The sequence below is a fragment of the Thermanaeromonas sp. genome (assembly GCF_021890735.1).
Classification (GTDB): domain Bacteria; phylum Bacillota; class DSM-521; order Neomoorellales; family Neomoorellaceae; genus Thermanaeromonas.
The window spans coordinates 1-20,506 of the sequence record NZ_JAKKUR010000025.1 but is presented as its reverse complement, the minus strand read 5'-3'; the positions used below and the strand labels follow the sequence as shown (position 1 = coordinate 20,506).

General features: G+C 49.5%; 22 protein-coding genes. 2 read left to right on the top strand and 20 right to left on the bottom strand.

Annotated elements, in window-relative coordinates; translation table 11 throughout:
* The coding region (locus tag L5656_RS06235; protein ID WP_297200608.1) for a sensor histidine kinase at window positions 1-971 on the top strand (971 nt) is incomplete at its 5' end.
* Here L5656_RS06235 and L5656_RS06230 read toward each other — a convergent pair.
* The 15 genes from L5656_RS06230 to L5656_RS06160 all read right to left on the bottom strand — a co-directional run bounded on the left by L5656_RS06230 (window position 940) and on the right by L5656_RS06160 (window position 15,742).
* Window positions 940-2,253, bottom strand: coding sequence for an amidohydrolase (locus L5656_RS06230; RefSeq protein WP_297200605.1), 1,314 nt, complete (start codon window positions 2,251-2,253; stop codon window positions 940-942). The two genes, L5656_RS06235 and L5656_RS06230, sit on opposite strands and share 32 nt — an antisense overlap.
* Window positions 2,254-2,291: 38 nt before the next feature.
* Entirely contained in the window at window positions 2,292-3,209 is a 918-nt protein-coding gene (gene ftsY / locus L5656_RS06225) for a signal recognition particle-docking protein FtsY (RefSeq protein ID WP_297200602.1), read from the bottom strand.
* Window positions 3,210-3,232: 23 nt separating this feature from the next.
* Complete coding sequence (gene smc / locus L5656_RS06220; RefSeq protein WP_297200598.1) at window positions 3,233-6,808, bottom strand: chromosome segregation protein SMC; 3,576 nt, start codon at window positions 6,806-6,808, stop codon at window positions 3,233-3,235.
* 42 nt (window positions 6,809-6,850) lie between these two features.
* The gene (locus L5656_RS06215) at window positions 6,851-7,111 is read right to left on the bottom strand and encodes a stage V sporulation protein S (RefSeq protein ID WP_084664639.1); all 261 of its coding nucleotides are present in this window, start codon (window positions 7,109-7,111) and stop codon (window positions 6,851-6,853) included.
* Between the two features lie 126 nt (window positions 7,112-7,237).
* Window positions 7,238-7,948 (bottom strand): ribonuclease III, encoded by a 711-nt coding sequence (gene rnc, locus L5656_RS06210; protein WP_297200591.1) that lies wholly within the window; start codon window positions 7,946-7,948, stop codon window positions 7,238-7,240.
* On the bottom strand, window positions 7,948-9,189 hold the full coding sequence (fabF, locus tag L5656_RS06205; protein WP_297200589.1) for a beta-ketoacyl-ACP synthase II: 1,242 nt from the start codon (window positions 9,187-9,189) through the stop codon (window positions 7,948-7,950). The genes rnc and fabF overlap by 1 nt, the downstream gene beginning before the upstream one ends.
* A gap of 94 nt (window positions 9,190-9,283) precedes the next feature.
* The gene (gene acpP, locus L5656_RS06200) at window positions 9,284-9,526 is read right to left on the bottom strand and encodes an acyl carrier protein (RefSeq protein WP_297200586.1); all 243 of its coding nucleotides are present in this window, start codon (window positions 9,524-9,526) and stop codon (window positions 9,284-9,286) included.
* A 43-nt stretch (window positions 9,527-9,569) separates the two neighbouring features.
* The gene (gene fabG, locus L5656_RS06195) at window positions 9,570-10,313 is read right to left on the bottom strand and encodes a 3-oxoacyl-[acyl-carrier-protein] reductase (protein WP_297200583.1); all 744 of its coding nucleotides are present in this window, start codon (window positions 10,311-10,313) and stop codon (window positions 9,570-9,572) included.
* A 1-nt stretch (window position 10,314) separates the two neighbouring features.
* A complete protein-coding gene (gene fabD / locus L5656_RS06190) occupies window positions 10,315-11,256 on the bottom strand; it encodes an ACP S-malonyltransferase (protein ID WP_297200581.1) in 942 nt (313 codons plus the stop codon).
* 39 nt (window positions 11,257-11,295) lie between these two features.
* Window positions 11,296-12,243: an enoyl-[acyl-carrier-protein] reductase FabK gene (fabK, locus tag L5656_RS06185; protein ID WP_297200578.1), complete on the bottom strand. Its 948-nt coding sequence runs from the start codon at window positions 12,241-12,243 to the stop codon at window positions 11,296-11,298.
* A 38-nt stretch (window positions 12,244-12,281) separates the two neighbouring features.
* A complete protein-coding gene (locus L5656_RS06180; RefSeq protein WP_297200576.1) occupies window positions 12,282-13,280 on the bottom strand; it encodes a beta-ketoacyl-ACP synthase III in 999 nt (332 codons plus the stop codon).
* Entirely contained in the window at window positions 13,268-14,287 is a 1,020-nt protein-coding gene (gene plsX / locus L5656_RS06175) for a phosphate acyltransferase PlsX (RefSeq protein ID WP_297200574.1), read from the bottom strand. The genes L5656_RS06180 and plsX overlap by 13 nt, the downstream gene beginning before the upstream one ends.
* A complete protein-coding gene (fapR, locus tag L5656_RS06170) occupies window positions 14,284-14,874 on the bottom strand; it encodes a transcription factor FapR (protein WP_297200571.1) in 591 nt (196 codons plus the stop codon). Before fapR ends, plsX begins: the two co-directional genes overlap by 4 nt.
* 144 nt (window positions 14,875-15,018) lie before the next feature.
* Complete coding sequence (rpmF, locus tag L5656_RS06165) at window positions 15,019-15,204, bottom strand: 50S ribosomal protein L32 (protein ID WP_297200568.1); 186 nt, start codon at window positions 15,202-15,204, stop codon at window positions 15,019-15,021.
* A 1-nt stretch (window position 15,205) separates the two neighbouring features.
* Window positions 15,206-15,742, bottom strand: coding sequence for a YceD family protein (locus L5656_RS06160; RefSeq protein ID WP_297200565.1), 537 nt, complete (start codon window positions 15,740-15,742; stop codon window positions 15,206-15,208).
* Between the two features lie 112 nt (window positions 15,743-15,854).
* On the opposite strand from L5656_RS06160, the gene ylbJ reads away from it, so the two are divergent.
* On the top strand, window positions 15,855-17,051 hold the full coding sequence (gene ylbJ / locus L5656_RS06155) for a sporulation integral membrane protein YlbJ (protein WP_297200562.1): 1,197 nt from the start codon (window positions 15,855-15,857) through the stop codon (window positions 17,049-17,051).
* Here ylbJ and L5656_RS06150 read toward each other — a convergent pair.
* From L5656_RS06150 to L5656_RS06130, 5 genes are all read right to left on the bottom strand, one after another.
* Window positions 16,998-17,525: an ATPase gene (locus tag L5656_RS06150; RefSeq protein WP_297200560.1), complete on the bottom strand. Its 528-nt coding sequence runs from the start codon at window positions 17,523-17,525 to the stop codon at window positions 16,998-17,000. The two genes, ylbJ and L5656_RS06150, sit on opposite strands and share 54 nt — an antisense overlap.
* A 1-nt stretch (window position 17,526) precedes the next feature.
* Window positions 17,527-18,093 carry a 16S rRNA (guanine(966)-N(2))-methyltransferase RsmD gene (rsmD, locus tag L5656_RS06145; protein WP_297200557.1) on the bottom strand — a complete coding sequence of 189 codons (567 nt, stop codon included), beginning with the start codon at window positions 18,091-18,093 and terminating at the stop codon, window positions 17,527-17,529.
* Window positions 18,094-18,298: 205 nt separating this feature from the next.
* Entirely contained in the window at window positions 18,299-19,339 is a 1,041-nt protein-coding gene (locus tag L5656_RS06140; RefSeq protein WP_297200554.1) for a molybdopterin-binding protein, read from the bottom strand.
* A 396-nt stretch (window positions 19,340-19,735) separates the two neighbouring features.
* A complete protein-coding gene (gene trxA, locus L5656_RS06135; RefSeq protein WP_297200551.1) occupies window positions 19,736-20,065 on the bottom strand; it encodes a thioredoxin in 330 nt (109 codons plus the stop codon).
* Between the two features lie 28 nt (window positions 20,066-20,093).
* Complete coding sequence (locus tag L5656_RS06130) at window positions 20,094-20,381, bottom strand: CC/Se motif family (seleno)protein (RefSeq protein ID WP_297200548.1); 288 nt, start codon at window positions 20,379-20,381, stop codon at window positions 20,094-20,096.
* Between the last annotated feature and the right edge of the window lie 125 nt (window positions 20,382-20,506).

Genomic DNA, 20,506 nt, shown 5'->3' with positions numbered 1-20,506 from the left:
TAGAACAGGCGGAAAAAAAGGCCAGGCTCCGCTTGGCCGAGGTAAGCCAAGATTTTCACCGATATACTGAGCAGGATATCAAAAGGGCCTACGAGGAAGCTTATAACCTGCAGGTAGAGCTTATCCGGTTGCGGGAAAAGGAAAAGTTGCTAAACTTTCGCCGGAACCATCTAGAGATGAGCTTGCGGCGTCTTAAGCTTACAGTAGAAAAAGCAGAGAAACTCGTGCACCAGGTAGGGGTCGTGCTTAAATTCTTAACTGGAGAACTCCAAGATCTAACCTCCAAGATAGGTGAACTGGAACAGACATACCACTTAGCCCTCAGTATTATACGCGCTCAGGAGGAGGAACGTAGGCGTGTAGCGCGGGAAATCCATGATGGTCCCGCCCAGTCCTTAGCCAATATAGTCATGCGAGCAGAATACTGCTTAAAACTTTTAGACAGGGACCCGGGCAAGGTCCGGGAGGAGCTTCAAGCCTTACAAAACATCGTACTTACCAGTCTCCAAGATATACGCAAAATAATCTTTGACCTGCGACCCATGGTCCTCGATGACCTGGGGCTGGTACCTGCCTTAAAACGCTATTTCTCTGCTTACGCCGAGCAGTATGGACTGGAAGTGGATTTCCTTTGTTTTGGTCAACAACGCCGCCTGGACAGTGCCGTAGAGATCGCCCTTTTCCGCATTATTCAAGAAGCCGTTAACAATATCAAGAAGCATGCTAAAGTGAAGAGCGCAGTGGTTAAGATGGAAATGTTGCCCGATAAAGTTACTGTGGTAATCCGCGATGAGGGTCAAGGTTTTGATCTGGAAGCCGTCCAAAATAGAAAAGAAGGAGGAGGTTTCGGCCTCCTCGGAATGAAGGAACGCGTGCAACTTTTAAAGGGTCAGCTCAAAATAATCACTGCTCCAGGTAGGGGTACCACTGTAAGCGTAACTATACCTTTACAAAGCGGGGAGAGCCAGTAAGATCTGCCATCCTCCGGTTAATCTCGGTATATATACGTTCTAGATCCAAGGTCTTAATTTCCCGGCGATACATAAGTACGCGGCCATTGACAATTACTGTATCCACGTCTTCTGCCCGAGCAGAATACACTAAGTGAGCAATAACATCATTAAGCGGTCGCCAGTGGGGGGCATCAGTTCTAACCAGGATCAAATCAGCTTTCTTACCAGGCTCTAAGCTGCCTATCTCCTTATCTAACCCTAAAGCCCGGGCGCCGCCTAGGGTAGCCATGGTCAAGGCTTCGCCTGCTTTAAGGGCCGTGGGATCTCCGCTAACTCCCTTTGCTAAAAGGGCTGCCGTCCGGGTTTCTTCCCACATATCAAGGTTATTGTTGCTCGCTGCTCCATCGGTGCCGATACCGACGCAGACACCTGCCTTAAGCAAGGCAGGGACTGGAGCAATACCACTGGCCAATTTTAAATTACTTTCCGGACAATGGGCCACTCCCACCTTGTTTTCAGCTAAAATATGTATTTCTTCTTCAGTTAAATGTACGCAGTGGGCGGCCAGTGTGGGCACCTGAAAGAGGCCTAATTTGGCTACATGGGCTACAGGCGGAAGACCATATTTATTCTTAATCTCTTCGACCTCCTGCTGGGTTTCAGCTAGATGAATATGCAACCCCACCCCTAGTTTGGCCGCACGGTCGGCCACTTTAGCCAAATACTCAGGGGAGCAAGTATACGGCGCATGGGGCCCCAGCATAGTGGTTATCCGGCCCTCACCTGCACCATGCCATTCCCGGACGAAACCTTCCCCTACCCGCAACCTTAAGCCTGCTATATCCTGCACGCCTATAAGGCCCTGGCACAAGCACGCCCTTAAGCCCGCTTCCAATACCCCTTGAGCCACTACATCCATATGAAAATACATATCGGCGAAAGTGGTAGTACCGGAACGTATCATCTCAGCCAAGGCGAGCATGGTGCCCCAGTAGATATCTTCCTTTTTGAGTTTCCCCTCCAAGGGCCATATTTTCTCCCTTAGCCACTGGTGCAAGGGCAAATCATCGGCGTATCCTCTAAAAAGGGTCATTGCCGCATGGGTGTGGCTGTTAACCAAGCCCGGCAAGGCTACCATACCCTGAGCTTGGATAATTTCAACTTCTTCCCACCCTGGAGGGAGGGCTTCTGTGGGGCCTACGTACGTAATACGGTCTCCGTCTATAGCGATGGCCCCTACTTCGATGACCGATCCGTTAACGGGAACAACGGTACATCCTTGGATGAGTAATCTAGCCATAACTATCTCTCCCCATTTGGATTTAGCCTAAAGTCAATTCAATTTCTATCAAAGAGAGCTTGGGCAAACTCCTGCGGCTGAAAATCTTCTAAATCCTCCGGGCCTTCACCCACGCCTACCAGCTTTACAGGGATATTTAATTCTTGAGCGATAGCCAAAACCACCCCGCCTTTGGCTGTGCCGTCCAATTTAGTTAAAGCAATTCCCGTCACCCCAACGGCCTCTTTGAATAGCCTGGCTTGAACTAAGGCATTCTGCCCTATAGTCGCATCCAAAACCAGCAATACTTCGTGCGGAGCTCCGGGGAGCTCCCGCTCAATAACCCGCCGTATTTTCTTAAGTTCCTCCATTAAGTTACCTTTTGTATGTAGGCGACCTGCCGTATCTACCAACACCACATCGGCTTTACGGCTAAAGGCGGCTTTTAGAGCATCAAAGGTTACAGCCCCCGGGTCGGCTCCGGGCTGGTGCTGGATTAAAGTTGCTCCAGCCTTTTTAGCCCAAATTGCCAACTGGTCGGCCGCAGCGGCCCTGAAGGTGTCTGCAGCCGCTAAAATGACCCTTTGGCCCTGACGGCTGAAACGGTAGGCCAGTTTCCCGGTGGTAGTTGTTTTCCCGCTTCCATTTACGCCTACCACCAAGATAACTGTAGGCGGGCTGGGAGCCATATTCAGTGGTTGGAAATCTTCTCCTAAAATCTTTACCACTTCTTCCCTGAGGGCTGAAAAAAGAAAGGGAACATCCACATTCCTTTCTTTCTTTACCTTTTCTCTAAGGCCATCCACCAAGCGTAAAGTAGTGGTTACCCCTACATCGGCTCCCAACAAAATCTCTTCCAATTGTTCAAAGAAATCCTCTTCTACACCTCGTGTTCTGGTAAAAAGCTTTTCTATCCTACCGGCTAAATTCTCTCGTGTTTTAGAGAGCCCCGCCTTAAGTTTCTGTAAAAACTGCAACTGTTTCCTCTACCTCCCCTAAATTAAGCTGGTATTTGTTCCAACTGCACAGAAACAAGTCGGGATATCCCTTCCTCCTCCATAGTAACCCCGTAAAGTACATCAGCAGCCTCCATAGTACCATGGCGGTGGGAAATAACTACAAACTGGGTCTTAGAGGAAAAAGAACGTAAAAGACGGGCGAACCGCTTTACATTAGCCTCATCTAAGGCAGTATCTATCTCATCGAATATACAGAAAGATTGAGGCCTTACCTTTAACAAGGCAAAAATAAAAGCCACCGCCGTCAACGCCTTCTCGCCACCGGAAAGAAGGCTAAGATGCTGGGGTTTCTTGCCTGGAGGTCGCGCCACAATATCTATGCCCGCTGAGAGTATATCTTTATCACCAGTAATAACCAGCTGCGCTTCTCCGCCTCCAAATAATTCCCGGAAAAGGTGCTTAAAGGCTTCTTCTACTTTCTTCAACGTCTGTCTTAACTGCTCTGCCATAAAGTTATCGATTTCCTGGAGGGCGGCTTGAAGGGAGGCCCTTCCGTTTTCCAGGTCAGACACTTCTCGGAAAAGCTCTTGGTGGCGGTCCTTAAGCCTTTTGTACTCGCCCAATACACCTAAATCTACTGGACCCAGTTCCTCCAGTTTAGCGCCAAGGCATCTCCTGGCTTCGTGTACCTTTTTAGATAGGTGAGGTCGCGGTTTGGCTAATAATTGCTCCCAGTTGGGACCGTAACGAAAATTGAGCTCCTGGTAGCTATGTTTTAAGGTCGCTTCTAATCTAGCCAAATTCACTTCTTCCCTTTGTGCCCGCCTGTAAAGGGCCGCTATCTCTTGCTCTAGTTCATCTCTCTGGGCAACAAGGGTGGAGTATTCCTTTTTAAGGTCCTGTAAAGCCTTTGTAACGTGTTTTAACGCCTCTTCCAGCTTACTACAGCCCGTGGAGATTTCTAGAAGCTTATCTTCTACATTTCTGCGTTCCTCCTCGATTTGGGCCAAAACTTCTTCCTTTTCTTTCTGACCTTTTAAGGTCTGCTCGTACCTTGAGGAAAGGTTCTCCCGCCGGCTTTCCAACGAAACAAGCTGGCTCTCTATTTCTTTGGAGGCCGTCTCCAGAGCTTCTAGGCGGCCCTCAATACTGGCCAGTCGCTGCCGGCTGGATGTAAGATTTTCCTCAGCTTTCTCCACACCCCGGGTAGCTAATTTTAACTTCTCTTCTAAGCTATCCTTACGGCTCTTTATAGCATCTAGCTCCTCTTTCAGTTGCTTTCTCTGTTCCTCAATCTTAAAGGACTTTCCGCTCATCTCTTTGAGTTTATTCTCTCTATAACTTATCTTTTCCTCCAAGGCCCTAATTTCTTCTGTTGTCTCCCTTATGGCTTGTACCAACAGTCCAAGCCTGCCCTTACCTTTAGAAATCTCCCTCTCTAATTTTAACAATTCTTCCCGGGCTTCCTCCAAGGAAAAAACTGTTCTCTCCCTTTCCTCTTCTGTTACCCGTAATTCGGACTCAAGGATAGCTGCCTCTTCTTCTTTACTCCTAATCTCTGCCATCTGGGTGAAAAAGCCCCGTCGCTTATGTAGTGAGCCGCCAGTTATGGCTCCCCGGGGGTGTATTAAATCGCCATCTAAAGTAACCAGACGCGCTGGCGGACGGAGGAGCCGGGCTAGCCTTAAGGCGAGGTTTACATCACGTACTACGAGAGTATGGCCTAATAGATACTCTATAGCCGGCCGCAAGTTCTTTCCGCACTCTACAAGGTCAGACGCTATCCCTAGCACCCCTTCTTCCCTTAAAATTTCCGGGGAAAATCTGGTCGGGGTATGGGGTGAAAGCCACTCTAACGGAAGGAAGGTAGCCCACCCTCCTTTTGTTTCCTTAAGGTACTTAATAGCTGCCTCCGCGTCCTCGGCGGTCTCCACCAAGATATTTTGAGCACTAGCCCCCAAGGCAGCCTCTAAAGCTTTCTCTAACCCCGGGGGAACCCCAAGCTTTTCCGCTACCACTCCTAAAATCCCATACAGCTCCCCTTTCTGGGCAGCGGTAAGAATAGCTTTAACGCCTTCGGAGAAGCCCTGGCGCTCTTCCCGAGATCGATATAAAAACTGCAAATGGGCAAGCAGGGTTTGGCGGCGTTCTATTAAAGAGGACGAACGGGACGCGAGTTCTTTTAATCTTTTTTCCAGAGTAGCTATTTTATTTTTTAGAGTATACCTTTCGCTCTCTAATTTTTCTAGCCTGACTTCCCAATTTTTAAGCTCTAATTGCCAGTTTTCCTTGTCTTCCTTAAGCTTTTCTACTTTAGCCTCAAGCTCTTTTAGTTCGCCCTTTTCCTGAAGCAAACGCTGTTTCTCTAGTCCCTCCCGCTCTGCAAGGCGCGCCCACTCGTTTTGCAGGTACAAAAAAGAATTACCCGCTTGCTGGAACTCCTCCTGCCAGCGGGCCAAAGCCTTAAGCGTTCGCTGTTTTATAGCCTGTAATTCTTTGATCCTTTCTACTAGTGCCTGCCTTTCGGCCTGTAAGTCTTCCTTTTCGGTTTTTAACCTGGCCAGACGCTCGTTGCAGCTTATCCATTCGTTCGTAATACTAGCCAATTCTTTTTTTAACAGAGAGCCTTCTTGTTTATATTCGGCCAGACGTTTCCTTACAAACTCAGACCTTTCCTTTAGAAGTTTCGCCTCCCCCCTTAACTTCTCTCTATCTGTTCCGTATATCTGGAGTTCCCTTTCCAGCCGCTGTCTGTCTAGTTCAGCATTTTGGAGCTGTTCGGCTCGCTGGGCTAAAATTATGTTTAATTTCTCCTTTTGCTGCTCTATTTTGGTAAGTTCTTTTTGAACTGCTTCTTTGCGTTCCTGGGAGTCCTTTAAAGCTTGTTTTAGTGCTTTAAGTTCCTGATCCTTCTCGATCAATTCCACCAGCCGAAGAGCTTCCTTTAATTTTTGGTAACGGCGGGCTCTTTGAGCCTCTTCTTCTAAGGGAGCAAGCTGGTTTTCAAGTTCGTACAAGATATCTTTCAGTCTTATCAAATCTTGTTCGGTCTCCGCTAAGCGCTTTAAAACCTGCTCCTTTCTCCAGCGAGAGCGACTGACCCCGGCAGCTTCCTCTAAAAGAAGCCGTCTTTCCTCTGGGCGTGCAGTAAGAATTTCTTCCAGTCGGCCCTGGCCTATAAAGGAAAACCCTCCTCTTCCTGCTCCTGTATCCAAGAGTAACTCTTGGATATCACGTAAACGGCAAGGAATCCTGTTTATCTTGTACTCACTTTCCCCCGCACGCGTAAGCCGCCGCGTAATGGCGATCTCAGAATAAGGTAGTGGCAAGGCGCCGTCGGAATTATCCAATACGAGGGTAACCTCCGCCAGCCCTACCGGCCGACGTTTCTCGCTACCTGCAAAAATGACATCTTCCATGCGTGAACCGCGCAAAACTCGAGCGCTTTGTTCACCAAGGACCCATGCTATAGCATCTACAATGTTGCTCTTCCCGCTCCCATTAGGGCCAACGATACAGGTGATACCAGGTCTAAACTCCAATTTAGTCCGGTCCACAAAGGTTTTAAAGCCCTGAATTTCCAAGGATTTAAGGAACAACCCCATTTCGACCCCCATAAAAGAAACTGCCCAAATTCTTTGAGCAGTTCCCCTGTTATCTTATCTCGGCTCTACAATAAATCTTATAGCTGTCCGGGTTTCACCATCAATGTTTATTTCGGTGAAGGCGGGGATCATTACCAGGTCTATGCCGTTAGGAGCGATAAACCCCCGGGCAATGGCGATGGCCTTAACGGCCTGGTTCACCGCCCCCGCCCCTACAGCTTGAACCTCAGCCTTACCGTATTGGCGAAAGACAGCTGCCAAGGCCCCAGCTACAGCCTTAGGATTGGATTGTGCAGACACCTTTAGTACTTCCATGGGTCCTCCTCCCCTAATTGTTATGGGCGCCTTTACAGGCTCTTTTTCCGATTTTATCTAAAAATCTTATATATTATTTCGACGTCCAGATAACAAATCCTGCCTTACCTGAGAACCCAACACATTTTATTGTTCGCGGACCCCGTTTCTCAGTTTTTTAAGGGCCTTACGGGCAGCCTCCTGTTCCGCCTCCTTTTTACTTTTTCCTTCTCCTGTAGCTAAAAGTTTACCCTGGTAGAATACTCCGCACTTAAACCTTTTGTCGTGATCCGGTCCCCACTGCGCTAAAAGCCGGTAGCTTACGTTCTCCGGACCTTTGCTCTGGACCAACTCCTGAAGTCTGCTTTTATTATCCACAACCTTCCAGCGGCTTTCTTCTTTTAAAAAATCAGCGAAAAGACGGTGTGCCAATCTCTTAACTCCCTCGAAACCTGCGGTAAGATAAAGGCTACCGAAAAGTGCCTCTAATGCCTCGGCCAAATTAGAAGGCCGCTGGCGGCCACCGCTTTGCTCCTCTCCCCGGCCCAAAAGGAGCAATTCTCCGAGGCCCAAAGTTTGAGCAGCCTGAGCTAAGTTAGCCTCGCAGACTATAGCCGCCCGGAGGCGGGTAAGCTCTCCTTCGTTCAAGTCAGGTAGCTCTTTATATAAGTACTCCGCCACAGCCAGGCCTAAAACGGCATCTCCCAAAAATTCTAGCCGCTGGTTGTGTCCTGGTAAATTATGCTCTAAAGCATAAGTAGGGTGGGTGAGCGCTAAATCTACAAGCTCCAGATCCGTAACTTCCAGGTCCCATTTTTGAAGAAAGGCTCGTAGCTTTCGCCTTCTTTCCTCTTCCATTAGATCTCCACCCGCTTAAGCAATACGGTAGCGTTATGTCCTCCGAAGCCAAAAGAGTTGGACAAGGCCACCTTCACTTCTTGCTTCCGGGCTTTGTTGGGCACGTAGTCAAGATCGCACTCTGGATCGGGTTCCTCGTAGTTTATGGTAGGCGGAATAATACCGTGATAGATGGTGAGGGCCGTCGCAATCAGTTCCACGGCTCCTGCCGCCCCCAAAAGGTGCCCGATCATAGACTTGTTAGAGCTTATGGCCAACCTATAAGCATGGGAACCGAATACTTTTTTGATGGCCAGAGTTTCAATGCGGTCATTGAGATCCGTGGAAGTACCGTGGGCATTTATATAATCTACTTCTTCCGGTCTTACATTGGCATCGGCTAAGGCTAAAGCCATAGCCTTGGCAGCCCCTTCACCTTCCGGATCCGGAGCAGTGATATGATAGGCATCGGCCGTACAGCCATATCCGGCAACCTCGGCATAAACCCTTGCTCCCCGGGACAAAGCATGATCTAACGTTTCCAGTACGAGTACGCCTGCCCCCTCGCCCAAGACAAACCCATCTCTTAGGCGGTCAAAGGGCCGGCTTGCCTTCTCCGGGGCCTCGTTTCGGGTAGAAAGGGCCTTCATAGCGCTAAAACCGGCCAGTGCCAAGGGTGTCACACTAGCCTCGCTTCCTCCAGTGATAACTACGTCTGCTTCTCCCCGCTGGAGCACCCGGAAGGCCTCTCCCACCGCATTAGTACCCGCAGCGCAGGCGTTCACTACCGTAAAGTTTATTCCCCGTGCTCCGGTTTGTATGGCTATTTGCCCCGCAGCCATATTGGCAATCATCATGGGAACAAAAAACGGGCTTATCTTACCAGGACCTTTTTCCACTAATACGCGTGTTTGCTCCTCGAAAGTTTCCATACCTCCAATACCCGTAGCGAAAACCACTCCCACGCGGTCGGGTCCGACTTTATTTACGTCCAACCCAGCATCTTGCAAGGCCATCTTAGCAGCCACCACAGCATACTGGCTAAAGCGATCCATGCGCTTAGCCTCTTTCCTTTCTAGGAACCGCGTGGGATCAAAGTCCTTTACCTCAGCAGCAAAACGGGTGGGAAACTGGCTGGCGTCAAAGCGTGAAATGTTTGTAATACCTGATTTGCCTTCTACCAATGACTGCCAGAAAGTATCTTTATCGTTGCCTATGGGTGAGATAACCCCGATCCCTGTTATTACTACCCGTTTACGCAACTTCCCTCACCTGCATTCTCAAGGAATTAATCTTTAAAGGCCTGCTAAGGGTACAGCTCCCCAAGCAGGCCGGGTAAAACTTTACATAAGCATATTAACCTACTGACTTAGCACGCTGGCGAATATACTCTACTGCCGCACCTACTGTGGTAAGCTTTTCAGCATCCTCATCTGGGATCTCAATATCGAATTCCTCTTCCAAAGCCATTATGAGTTCTACTATATCCAAGGAATCCGCATTGAGATCCTCGAAAGAAGTATCCAGGCTTATTTCCTCTTCGTCGACCCCCAGTTGTTCCGCCACTATACTTTTAACCTTATTAAAGATATCATCCATTTGTTTCACCTCCTTCCTAAATTAACCTTTACCAAATTAACCTTTACATAGTCAAACCGCCGTCTACAACAATAACCTGTCCCGTAATATAACGAGAAGCAGGGGAAGCCAAAAACACTACTACCTCTGCAACTTCTTCGGGCTGTCCCGGCCGGCCCAAGGGAATACGTTCTAGGAAAGATCTACGTACCTCTTCCCCTAGCTTTTCGGTCATATCAGTCGTTATAAATCCCGGGGCTACTGCGTTGACCAATATACCCCACGAAGCCACTTCCTTAGCCAGCGACTTGGTAAAGCCGATGAGCCCTGCCTTAGCCGCAGCATAATTGGCCTGCCCTGCATTCCCCATCAAACCCACTACCGAGGCAATATTTATGATACGCCCGCAGCGCTGGCGGAACATAGGCTTTAAAGCCGCTTGGCAGCAGAAAAAAACCCCCGTGAGATTGGTCCTTAACACGGCCTCCCAGTCCTCATGGCGCATGCGAAGGAGAAGATTATCCCGGGTAATGCCCGCATTGTTAACCAAAATATCTACCCTTCCAAAGGCCGCTAAGGTCCCTTCAATAAGGGCCTGGGCATCCTCCTTTGCCGATACATCTGCTTTTAAGGCTAAAGCCTCGCCACCTTTCTCCTTTATGAAGCTTACAACTTCCTGGGCCGCTTCTTCCTGACTACAATAGTTTACCACTACCTTAGCTCCTGCCCGGGCTAAGGCTATAGCTGTAGCCCTCCCTATCCCCCTTGAAGCACCTGTTACCACGGCTACCTGACCGGCAAGAGTCACCCTAGCCCTCCTCCCCCAGGACCTTCAGTGTGTTGGCCAAGGTTTCCGGGTCTTCTACACGGGTAAGTTTTACTTCAGGAGATATGCGCCGTATAAGCCCGTTCAGTACACTCCCAGGTCCCACTTCTATAAAGGTCTGAAAACCGTCCTTAACCAACCTTTTAATACTTTCCTCCCAACGTACAGGGCTAGCTACCTGGGCTATTAGATTCTGCCTAATACTTTCTTCCCCTTTAAAGTAGTCAGCAGTAACATTGGAGACCACCGGAATCTTCGGGGGTAGGATAGCAACTCTTTTTAATTCCTCTCTTAACCCTTCGGCAGCCGGCTGCATCAGGCTAGAATGAAAAGGCCCGCTTACATTAAGCTGAACTACCCTTTTGGCGCCTTCCTTCTTGGCTAACTCTGTAAATTCCTCCAGGCCCTCCCGGTCCCCAGCCACCACCACCTGCCCGGGAGCATTATAATTGGCAGGTTCCGCTATGCCCCTCTTTACCTCCTTACATATCCTTTCCACCTCGTCCGCCGAAAGCCCTAAAACAGCCACCATCCCCCCCTTTCCAGGAGCACAAGCCTTGGCCATAAGCTCACCCCGCCGGGCGACAAGCCTTAAAGCTTGGGGGAAATCCAGGCTTCCTGCCGCGACTAGGGCGGCATATTCGCCTAAACTATGCCCAGCCGCTCCTTGGGGCTGTATACCGTGTTCTGTAAGGACACGCAAACATGCCACCTCTACTGTCAAGACAGCCGGCTGGGTTATATGTGTTTGGCTTAGCTCCTCCGGGGGGCCTTCAAAACAAAGTCTGGTCAAAGGCCAACCCAAGATCTCTTCTGCTTCCTTAAAGGTTTGTGCGGCTGTAGAAAAGGCTCGAGCCATTTCTTTCCCCATCCCCACATATTGAGAACCCTGACCCGGAAATACAAAGGCAATTCCAGATTCCAAGGTATACATCCTCCTTCAGTTGTAAGTGCTTTCCTCACTCTAGCCTCCTTTTACCATTTCGCCCAGCCGAAGGAGTATACGTGTAGCTTCTTCCATTACTTCCTTGATAATCTCGGCTGCAGGTTTTATTTCTTTGACCAGAGCAGCTATCTGGCCGGCCATAACAGAACCGTATTCGACGTCTCCCTCTACGGCTGCTGCCCGCAGCTTTCCGGCCCCCAGTTGGTCCATCTCTTCCCAACTCGCACCCCGGGCAGCCAGCTCCTCAAATTGGCGAGATAATTTATTTCTCAGTACACGAACATAATGGCCGTGACCGCCTGTTACTACTGTATCCCTGTCTCCGGCCCGTAAGATGGCCTCCTTGTAATTGGGGTGAACCGTGCATTCGCTAGCGCAGATAAACCGGGTCCCCATCTGTACTCCTTGAGCTCCCAATGCTAAGGCAGCCGCTAAACCGCGGCCATCAGCGATACCCCCCGCTGCGATGACCGGGATTTTCACAGCATCAACAATCTGAGGTACTAGGGCCATGGTGGTTATCTCCCCAATGTGGCCCCCGCATTCCATCCCTTCTGCTATAAGGGCATCCACTCCCGCCCGTTCTAACCGTTTAGCCAGTGCCACAGAAGCTACCACGGGGATAACCTTAATCCCAGCTTCTCGGAAACGCGGAAGATGTTTGCCGGGGTTCCCTGCCCCCGTGGTCACCACAGGAACTCGCTCTTCCACTACCAAGTCCACCAGCTCTTCTATGTAAGGAGACATATAATACAGGTTTACCCCGAAGGGACGGTCTGTGCTCTCCCGGACTTTACGGATCTCCTGCCTGACTACTTCCGGCGGGGCATTACCCGCTCCAATTATACCCAACCCTCCTGCAGAAGAAACCGCTGCCGCCAGTTCCCCTGTGGCCACCCAGGCCATGCCGCCCTGGAGGATAGGGTAGGTAATACCCAAGAGATCGCATAAAGGTGTGCGCCACACGTTGAGCTTCCTCCCCTATGTCATCTACGGATACCAGGCTAACCCATGCTCCATCTTACCACGGCCGCACCCCACGTAAGACCGGCACCAAAAGAAACGAGTAACACGTTATCGCCCCGAGAAAGTCTACCCTGTCTTTGCACTTCATCTAAAGCCACAGGTATGGAGGCACTGGACATGTTCCCATACCTATCGAGATTTATATAGACTTTTTCCGGTGGCAAACCCAACCTTTTCAGCCCTGCTTCAACAATACGCATATTGGCCTGGTGGGGAATTAAAAGGTTTATATCCTCCTTGCTAAGGCCAGCTTGCTCAAGGGCTTTAAGAGAGGCTTCACCCATTATCCGGACGGCAAATTTAAAAACCTCGGAACCCTGCATGTGGATGGTATGTAACTTGCGAGCCACCGTATCGGGGGAGGCCGGTAGCCTTGACCCCCCTGCAGGCATTACCAGCAATGAACCGCCGCTACCATCAGCTCCCAGATAAAGGGAAAGTATTCCTTCCTCCTCAGAAACGGGTGCCACCACTACCGCACCTGCTCCGTCACCAAACAATACGCAAGTGCTCCTGTCTTCCCAGTTAATTATTTTGGTTAATACATCTACCCCGATTACAAGAACTTTCCGATAGGTCCCGCACGCTACAAATTGTTGAGCTACTCCCAAGGCGTATAAAAAGCCCGTACAACCGGCAGAAAGATCAAAGGAGGCAGCTTTTTTCGCGCCTAACCTGTCCTGCACTAGACAGGCCGTAGCCGGGAAAAGAGTATCGGGAGTGACCGTAGCTACAATAATTAAATCAATTTCTTCTGCCTTTACTCTGGCGCTCTCCAAGGCCCGTTGGGCAGCTATAAGGCTTAGGTCTGAGGCAGCCTCGTTTTCCCCAGCTACCCGGCGCTCCCGGATGCCAGTCCTGGTACGTATCCATTCATCGTTAGTATCTACTATCTTTTCTAGATCCCCATTAGTCAAAATCCTTTCTGGTACATAGGAGCCTGTACCAATAATACCAGCCCTTTTTAAGCCTGCCAATCCTTCACCCTCTTTCTTCCGCTATTATCCTTGGAGAATGAATTTAAGCTTTCTACAAGCCTTTCCTGCACACACCGCACGGCTAGCCGGATGGCATTGTAGATAGCCCGTTCGTCGGAGCTCCCGTGACATATTATGCTTACACCCTTAACCCCTAAAAGGGGAGCTCCACCGTACTCCGCATAATCCACTTCTTGCTTAAGCCGCCGTAAAGTAGGCAAAAGGAGGGCTGCCCCTAGCCGGGCAGCCAAACTCTTTTTAACTTCGCTTTGAATTTTTTTAAATAAAGCCTCGGCCAAGCCCTCCCCGAATTTAAGAAGGGTATTGCCGGTAAAACCATCGCAGACGTAAACATCAGCTACCCCTTTCGGGAGATCCCGAGCCTCTACGTTACCTATGAAATTGAGTTCGGCTTCTTTTAACAACTGGTAGGCTCCCAGGGTTACCTCGTTTCCCTTAATAGCCTCCGTTCCAACATTGATGAGCCCGACACGGGGTTCAGAAATACCTAAAACTTTACTAGCATAAAGATGGCCCATGTAGGCGAACTCGTAAAGATGTTCGGGGCGACAATCTACATTAGCTCCTGCGTCCAAAAGAAGTTTGGGACCCTCAAGGGTCGGCAAAATAGTAGCAATGGCTGGCCGCTGAATGGCACCGCTCCGCCCGAGGATAAGGAGAGCGGCTGCCATCTGAGCACCTGTGCTCCCCGCAGAAACTACCGCCTGCGCCCGACCCTCCTTTACCAGCCGCGTAGCAACAACAATGGAGGCCTCTTTCTTCCGGCGCAGGGCTAAAGCCGGCGCTTCCTCGTTGGTAATTACTTCTCTGGTATGTACGATTTCTATATTTTTAATATCTGAAAAACCCTTTAGCTCCTTCTCTATAGCCCCGGCATCCCCTACTAGAATAATGTCTGCCAGATCCTCTCCGGCTGCCCTAACCGCGCCACGTACCACAGCCGCCGGGGCATAATCACCGCCCATGGCATCCACAGCTACTCTCAACAAGTTACTCCCCCTTGATCATCTTCTGGTTCAGGAGCTATGATGACGAACTGCCCCTTAAAAACCAACTCCGCATCTACTCTGGAATGTACAGACACTAGAAAAGTATTCCCTCGCTGCACTTTTACCAATGCTCTGGCCATAACTTTCTCTCCCTCGTACACCGGTCGCCGGTATCTCACCCGGGCGCTGCTAGTTAAAACCATTTCCCTGCCCACCGTAGCCAAGGCCAAGGAATTAGCCTGGGCAAAAAGATAATAACCGCGGCACGCCCCGCCCGGTTTAACGAGCATTTCAGGACGCACTGTGAGTATGGAAATACCCATCCGGCCCGGCTGGAGGTCTATCAACTCTCCTACTAACTCTTCCTCCGTGATACCCCGCATCCGCGCCCGCGCTTCCTTAGCTAAGATCATTACCCGCTCCCGTACTTCGGGAATCCCAAGCGCCAGACGGTCCAAACGGATAGTAGGAATACTCACCTTAAACTTTTCCGCCAGTTCCTCATCGGTCGCAAAGGGATGCTCCTTTAAGTACTGAAGAAGCGCTTGTTGCCGCTCTTCCCGCTTACTGTGCAGCCTTGGCACTGAATATCTCCGACCTTCTTTTAGTACCATGTAATATTAGCAGGCAATAATAAGTATAAAGCAATCAGCATTTTTATGCAAGACTTTCAGCATGATCCAGTATAAAAATAAAAACCGGCTGCTGCCGGTTTCTGCATTATACATTTACTCTTCAGCTACCTTAAGCACCTCCCGACCCTTATAGTAACCGCAATGAGGGCAAACCCGGTGGGCAAGTTTAAGTTCGTGACACTGAGGACAGGGTGTCAAAGTGGGGGGAGACATTTTGGCCCACTCGGAGCGCCGCTTGTTCTTACGCGCTTTAGAAACTCGCCTTTTAGGTACTCCCAATTTAGCAACCTCCTTTATTTTGTGATAACAATTCGCTTAATTTTAAAAGCCGGGGATCCACCTCTTCCCCCCGGCAGTTACATTGTTCTGTGTTTAGATTCTTACCACACCAGGGACAGAGCCCGCGACATTCCTCCCGGCACACCCATTTCATAGGTAGAGCCAAAATAAAAGCCTCCTCTACTGCAGGTCTTAAATCCAAAATATCCCCTTCATACACCCGCACTTCGTCCCGTAAGGTATCCGTCTCAGGAAGGGACTGAAAGACTGCCTCGGTACAGTATTCTTCCTCCAGAGGTACCTCTAGCGGGTAAACAAAAACCTCTAGACAACGCGCGCACGCAAGCTCCAGCTCGGTCCAGGCGTGGCCTTTAAGATAAATAAACTTTCCCGTGTTTGTAAGTTCACCTTCTACCCTTACCGGCGCTACGACAGGAATGCTCTCTCTACCTACTTGAATATCCCTCCAACTTTCCTCCAGGGAAAACTTTAATTGGGTCCCCGGCTTCATCTTAAGCTCGTGTATCCCGATTTTCACGCCAGTCACCTCGCTCATTATAACGAAGGCTTAACTTTACTGTCAATGGTAGCCTTGAGGTCTAATCCCGGTATTCCCTTAGTATATTTGGAAATGGAGGGGGCAACATTAAGTGGCCTTTCGGCTCACCACCCTACTTACAATAATATTTACCGGCTGCATTATTCTACACCCGCGCCAGGCCTTTGAAGCCGCCCTCGCCGGTCTTCAAGCCTGGTGGCAAATCGTTGTACCCGCCCTGTTACCCTTTTTTGTGCTTTCCCAGCTTTTACTGAGATTAGGCATAATACATCTTTTAGGTGTACTTCTAGAGCCCGTTATGAGGCCCCTCTTCAATATCCCTGGCGTAGCGGGTCTGATAGTGGTCATGGGTTATGCCTCTGGAGCCCCTTTAAGCGCCTCCCTTACAGCCCAACTTAAAAACCAGGGATTACTTTCCACAGCAGAAGGGGAACGGCTCATCTGTTTCACCAATAATGCCAGCCCCCTGTTTATGCTCGGGGCTGTAGCTGTAGGAATGCTACAACAACCCGAAGTAGGACCTGTTATAGCTGCGGCCCATTATGGGGCCAACCTGTGCCTTGGTCTTTTATTCCGGTTTTATCGGTACTCCGATACCAGCTCTTCTGTACAAACTTTTCCTTGGTATATTAGGATCCGCCAAGCTTGGAAGGATTTATTATACGCGCCGCAACAAAACTCCGCACCTTTAGGTTATCTTTTAGGGGAGGCCATCAGACAATCCTTCCAAACCCTCCTCACCGTAGGCGGGTTTATCATAGTATTCTCTGTATTTATCCATATGGTCCAGTTACTGGAATGGACTACCGCATTAAGTTTTCTCCTAACACCCCTGCTACACATTTTAAATCTGGATCCCCAGGTAGCACCAGCCCTGGTAGCGGGCTGTTTGGAAATGACTATAGGAACCAAACTGGCCAGCGAACTACCTTTACCGATCCCCGTACGCCTAGCCGCCATTAGCTTCATCTTGGGATGGGCTGGACTTTCGGTCCATGCCCAGGTAGCCTCCATGATAAGCTCTGCGAACTTACGCCTTTGGCCTTTTATACTAGCCCGGTTCTTCCACGGCGTTCTGGCCTCCCAACTAGTCTTACTTTTCTACGGCCCCGCGGAACCTGTTGTTAAGCTTTTAGAGCGCCCTTTTTCGCTACCCCCATCTACTTGGCCAACCCTTTGGATTTATTATACCAGCTTCGGGTTGTGGATATTTTTTATATTCATTTTAATAGCCTTACTGGGCATTGGCGCCTGGTCTCTGGTCCTCCAGAGATACTACAGGAGATGAACTGGGACGATAAGCCTCCAATTCCTGTCGTCCTTGCCTTATACTAGATAATACCTGCATAATATAGTTTTCTAGTTCACCTAATACCTCATCCGCGTAAGCTACGGCCCTGGTCCTAATCTCCATAGCCAACCGCTGAGCTCTATTTGTTATCTCCCCGGCTTCTATCCTGGCTTGCCTCACCAGCTCTGTTTCTTGAACCAGCTGACGGGCTTTTTGCTCTGCCTCAGCCAGAAGCTCCTTGGCTTGTTGCTGGGCTTCGGCAAGCAAGCGTTCCTTTTCTTGCTGTATCCACTGGGCTTGCCTTAGCTCGTCCGGCAACATGGTTCGCAATCGGTCTAAGTAGTCTAATAATACCCCTCCTTCAATTAAAATCCGCTCAGTAAAGGGTATCCTGGGTGACCTTTCCACTAGTTTTTCTAGTTCGTCTATGAGCTCTATAACCTTCACGCCAAAGCTACCCCCATTCAACATTCTAACCCTTCTCCCATCTTTCCTCGGCTACTGCCTTCTTGTAAAAACGTAAGGCAGAATCCCCATAACGGCGCTCGTCCACCAAAACCGCAGTAGAAATCCCCGGGGGGGACTCCCGAACCCTGGTCTCTAAGACCAGCCATCCGCCAGGTACAAGAAGGTCTGCGAAAATAGCCAAGGCTTTCTCTGCTAATCCCTTCTCATAGGGTGGATCCAAATAAATAACATCGAACCTAAAACCCTGCTCTGCCAGCCTTCGACCGGCACGTAGAGCATCTTGTCCAATAACTTCGGCTCGAGCAGCAAGACCTGTGAGTTTCAAGTTTTCGTGGAGGGCCTTTAAAGCTAGGGGATGATTTTCAATAAAAGTAACTTTGCTCGCTCCCCGGCTCAGGGCTTCAATTCCTACCGCGCCTGCTCCTGCAAATACATCCAGGAAGTTCTTTCCCTCTACTTGTAGGATATTAAAGAGGGATTGCCTCAAGCGTGCCGAAGTAGGCCTTATATTAGCACAGCGGGGTACCTTAAGGCTTTTTCCCTTGGCTATCCCACCCGTAATGCGTAACATAGGGATACCCCCGGGCTATTATAGCAAAAAATTTTCCTCCTCCCATGTATAGAATTAGCTTCTTTTTCCCATAATATAGCCAGAAGAGCTTAGGGTTACCTAACAACCCTCCCCCATGAGCTCTTCCTCCGGTTTCTCCTCTCCCGCGCCGCCGGTACCCGCTGGCGGCGAAAACTACCGCTCCATTAAGGAGCGGTCTTTTTCTTTAAGATGGGCCCCCCTTACCAAAAGGGCAAACCGGATACCGACACTCTTTACACCCGAGGCAAAGCCCGCCGGCGGCCAAACCGGCTATATCCTCTTTATTAAGCCGCTCTCCAGCTAAAAGCCGGGGTAAGACTAGATCGAAAATAGTAGCCCGGTAGTACATGACGCACGCAGGCAAACCCATCAGTAGAACATCTTCGAGGTAGGCTAGCATAAACATAGCCCCAGGAAGGACGGGTGCACCATAGGTCACTACTTCCGCTCCTGTTAGGCGAATACCCTGTGGGGTCACATCATCGGGATCGACCGACATCCCGCCGGTGACGAGAATGAGCTCAAGTCCCCGGCCCACCATATCTTTAATAACCTGGCTTATAAGGGTAGCATCATCCGGCACGATCTTTTCTTCTTCTACTTGGCACCCATACTGAGCAATCTTAGCCTTGACTACCGGTGTAAATGCATCCTTTATGCGGCCTTTATATATTTCGCTTCCCGTAGTAATGATACCTACACGAAGGCCCCTGTAAGGAAGTACCTGTAAAATTCCCCCTGCTTTCCGGCAAATGTCTTCGACCCTAGCCACATATTCCTCCTTCGTAACCAAGGGGATAACCCGGGTACCCGCTACTACTTGTCCTGCTTGAACAGGATAATTGTTATGCAAGGTGGCTAAAATGACGTCTGGAACCTGGTTAATGGCCTTCAGGGCCGGCATATTAATTTTCAACAACCCAGCACACTGGGCAACTATATTCACCCGGCCCTCAGAAGGTTCGCCCATTTTAAGCCCTGTATTATCCCTGCCTGCGGCCGCCCTAGCTATCCTCAAAGCTGCTTCATCTTCGTGCACGTCTTGAGGGCCTAACTCCAGTACATAAATATGCTCCTTGCCCATATTTAACAGTTCCGGGATATCTTCTTCCTGAATAATATGTCCTTTTTTAAAGCGGCATCCCTTAAACTCCCCCGGCACTATTTTCGTTAAATCATGGGCTAAAACGTGTCCCACGCTATCCTCTACCCTGATCTTTTTCAAGCTCGCACCTCCCCCTTACATCATTTCGACATGATTTTAAATATGCCTTCTAAAAATTAAACAAAAAAGCGGAACCACCCTAATTACGGGAGCTCCGCTTTTCTCTCTACCGTCATGACCCGAGGGAAGCTAGTTCACTGTTATTAACCTACCACTGTACTAGCCTTAAAGCAAAGTAATCGCCTTTAGATTGCAGAAAGGAATACATCGACCGCAACCACGGCATTCAGGAGCTACAAAATAGGGCCCTTCCTCCCCTTCCCGAAAAATGGCCCCAGCAGGGCAGTTATCCCGTGGGGGACAATCAGGAGCACCATCACACCTAAAAACATCTATATACGCCTGTCGCCTTTGCATAGCCCTCCCCCCGCTGGCCCTTTAACCGGTTTCCCCTATTTATTGGATAATAGAATCCAAATTTTGCTTGAGCTTCTCCTTGGGCATGTAGCCTACGAGACGACCTACTTCCTCACCATTTTTGAAAATCACCAGAGTAGGAATACTCATTATACCATACCTTGCTGCCAATTCTTGGTTCTCATCTACATTTAATTTCACAAACTTTATACGACCATCATATTCTTGAGCTACTTGCTCTAAAACAGGGGCCATCATTCTACAAGGGCCGCACCAAGCAGCCCAAAAGTCTACCACCACCGGCACGGGAGCCGTGAGTACTTCTGCCTCAAAATCCTCCTGCCCTACGTTAATAACCTGACCAGCCACAAAAGCTCACCTCCTTAAGAAATGTCCTTTAATAGAGGGCAATTCCATCCACTACTAACTGTTTGAACGGACCAAACCCTACTAGGTCTATATCCAGCCCTCGGTTGTTGTCAGCTTTTATTCCTTTTTGAATATAGACTTGTACTCCGTCTACTTGGTGCAATAGGTAACCGCTGGGATCACGTGGAGGCCCTGCTAGCACGGCAGGTCTAACAGTAAGCCCGGCTCAGCTACCGCACACCTCCAGGCGAATGGTTATAACGTTTGTTTTCCCTTTGATGTATTCTTCTGCTTTAGGGGAAATTCTAATTTCCACTTCCATCCCTCCTCTTGTGTAGGATTATACTATAGCATTTTTTCGCTGTCAATATAAACCCCTAAAGAATGTCACTGTCAAGTATTAGTGGGGAGTTACCATATACCCCCGATGCTGACAAATCG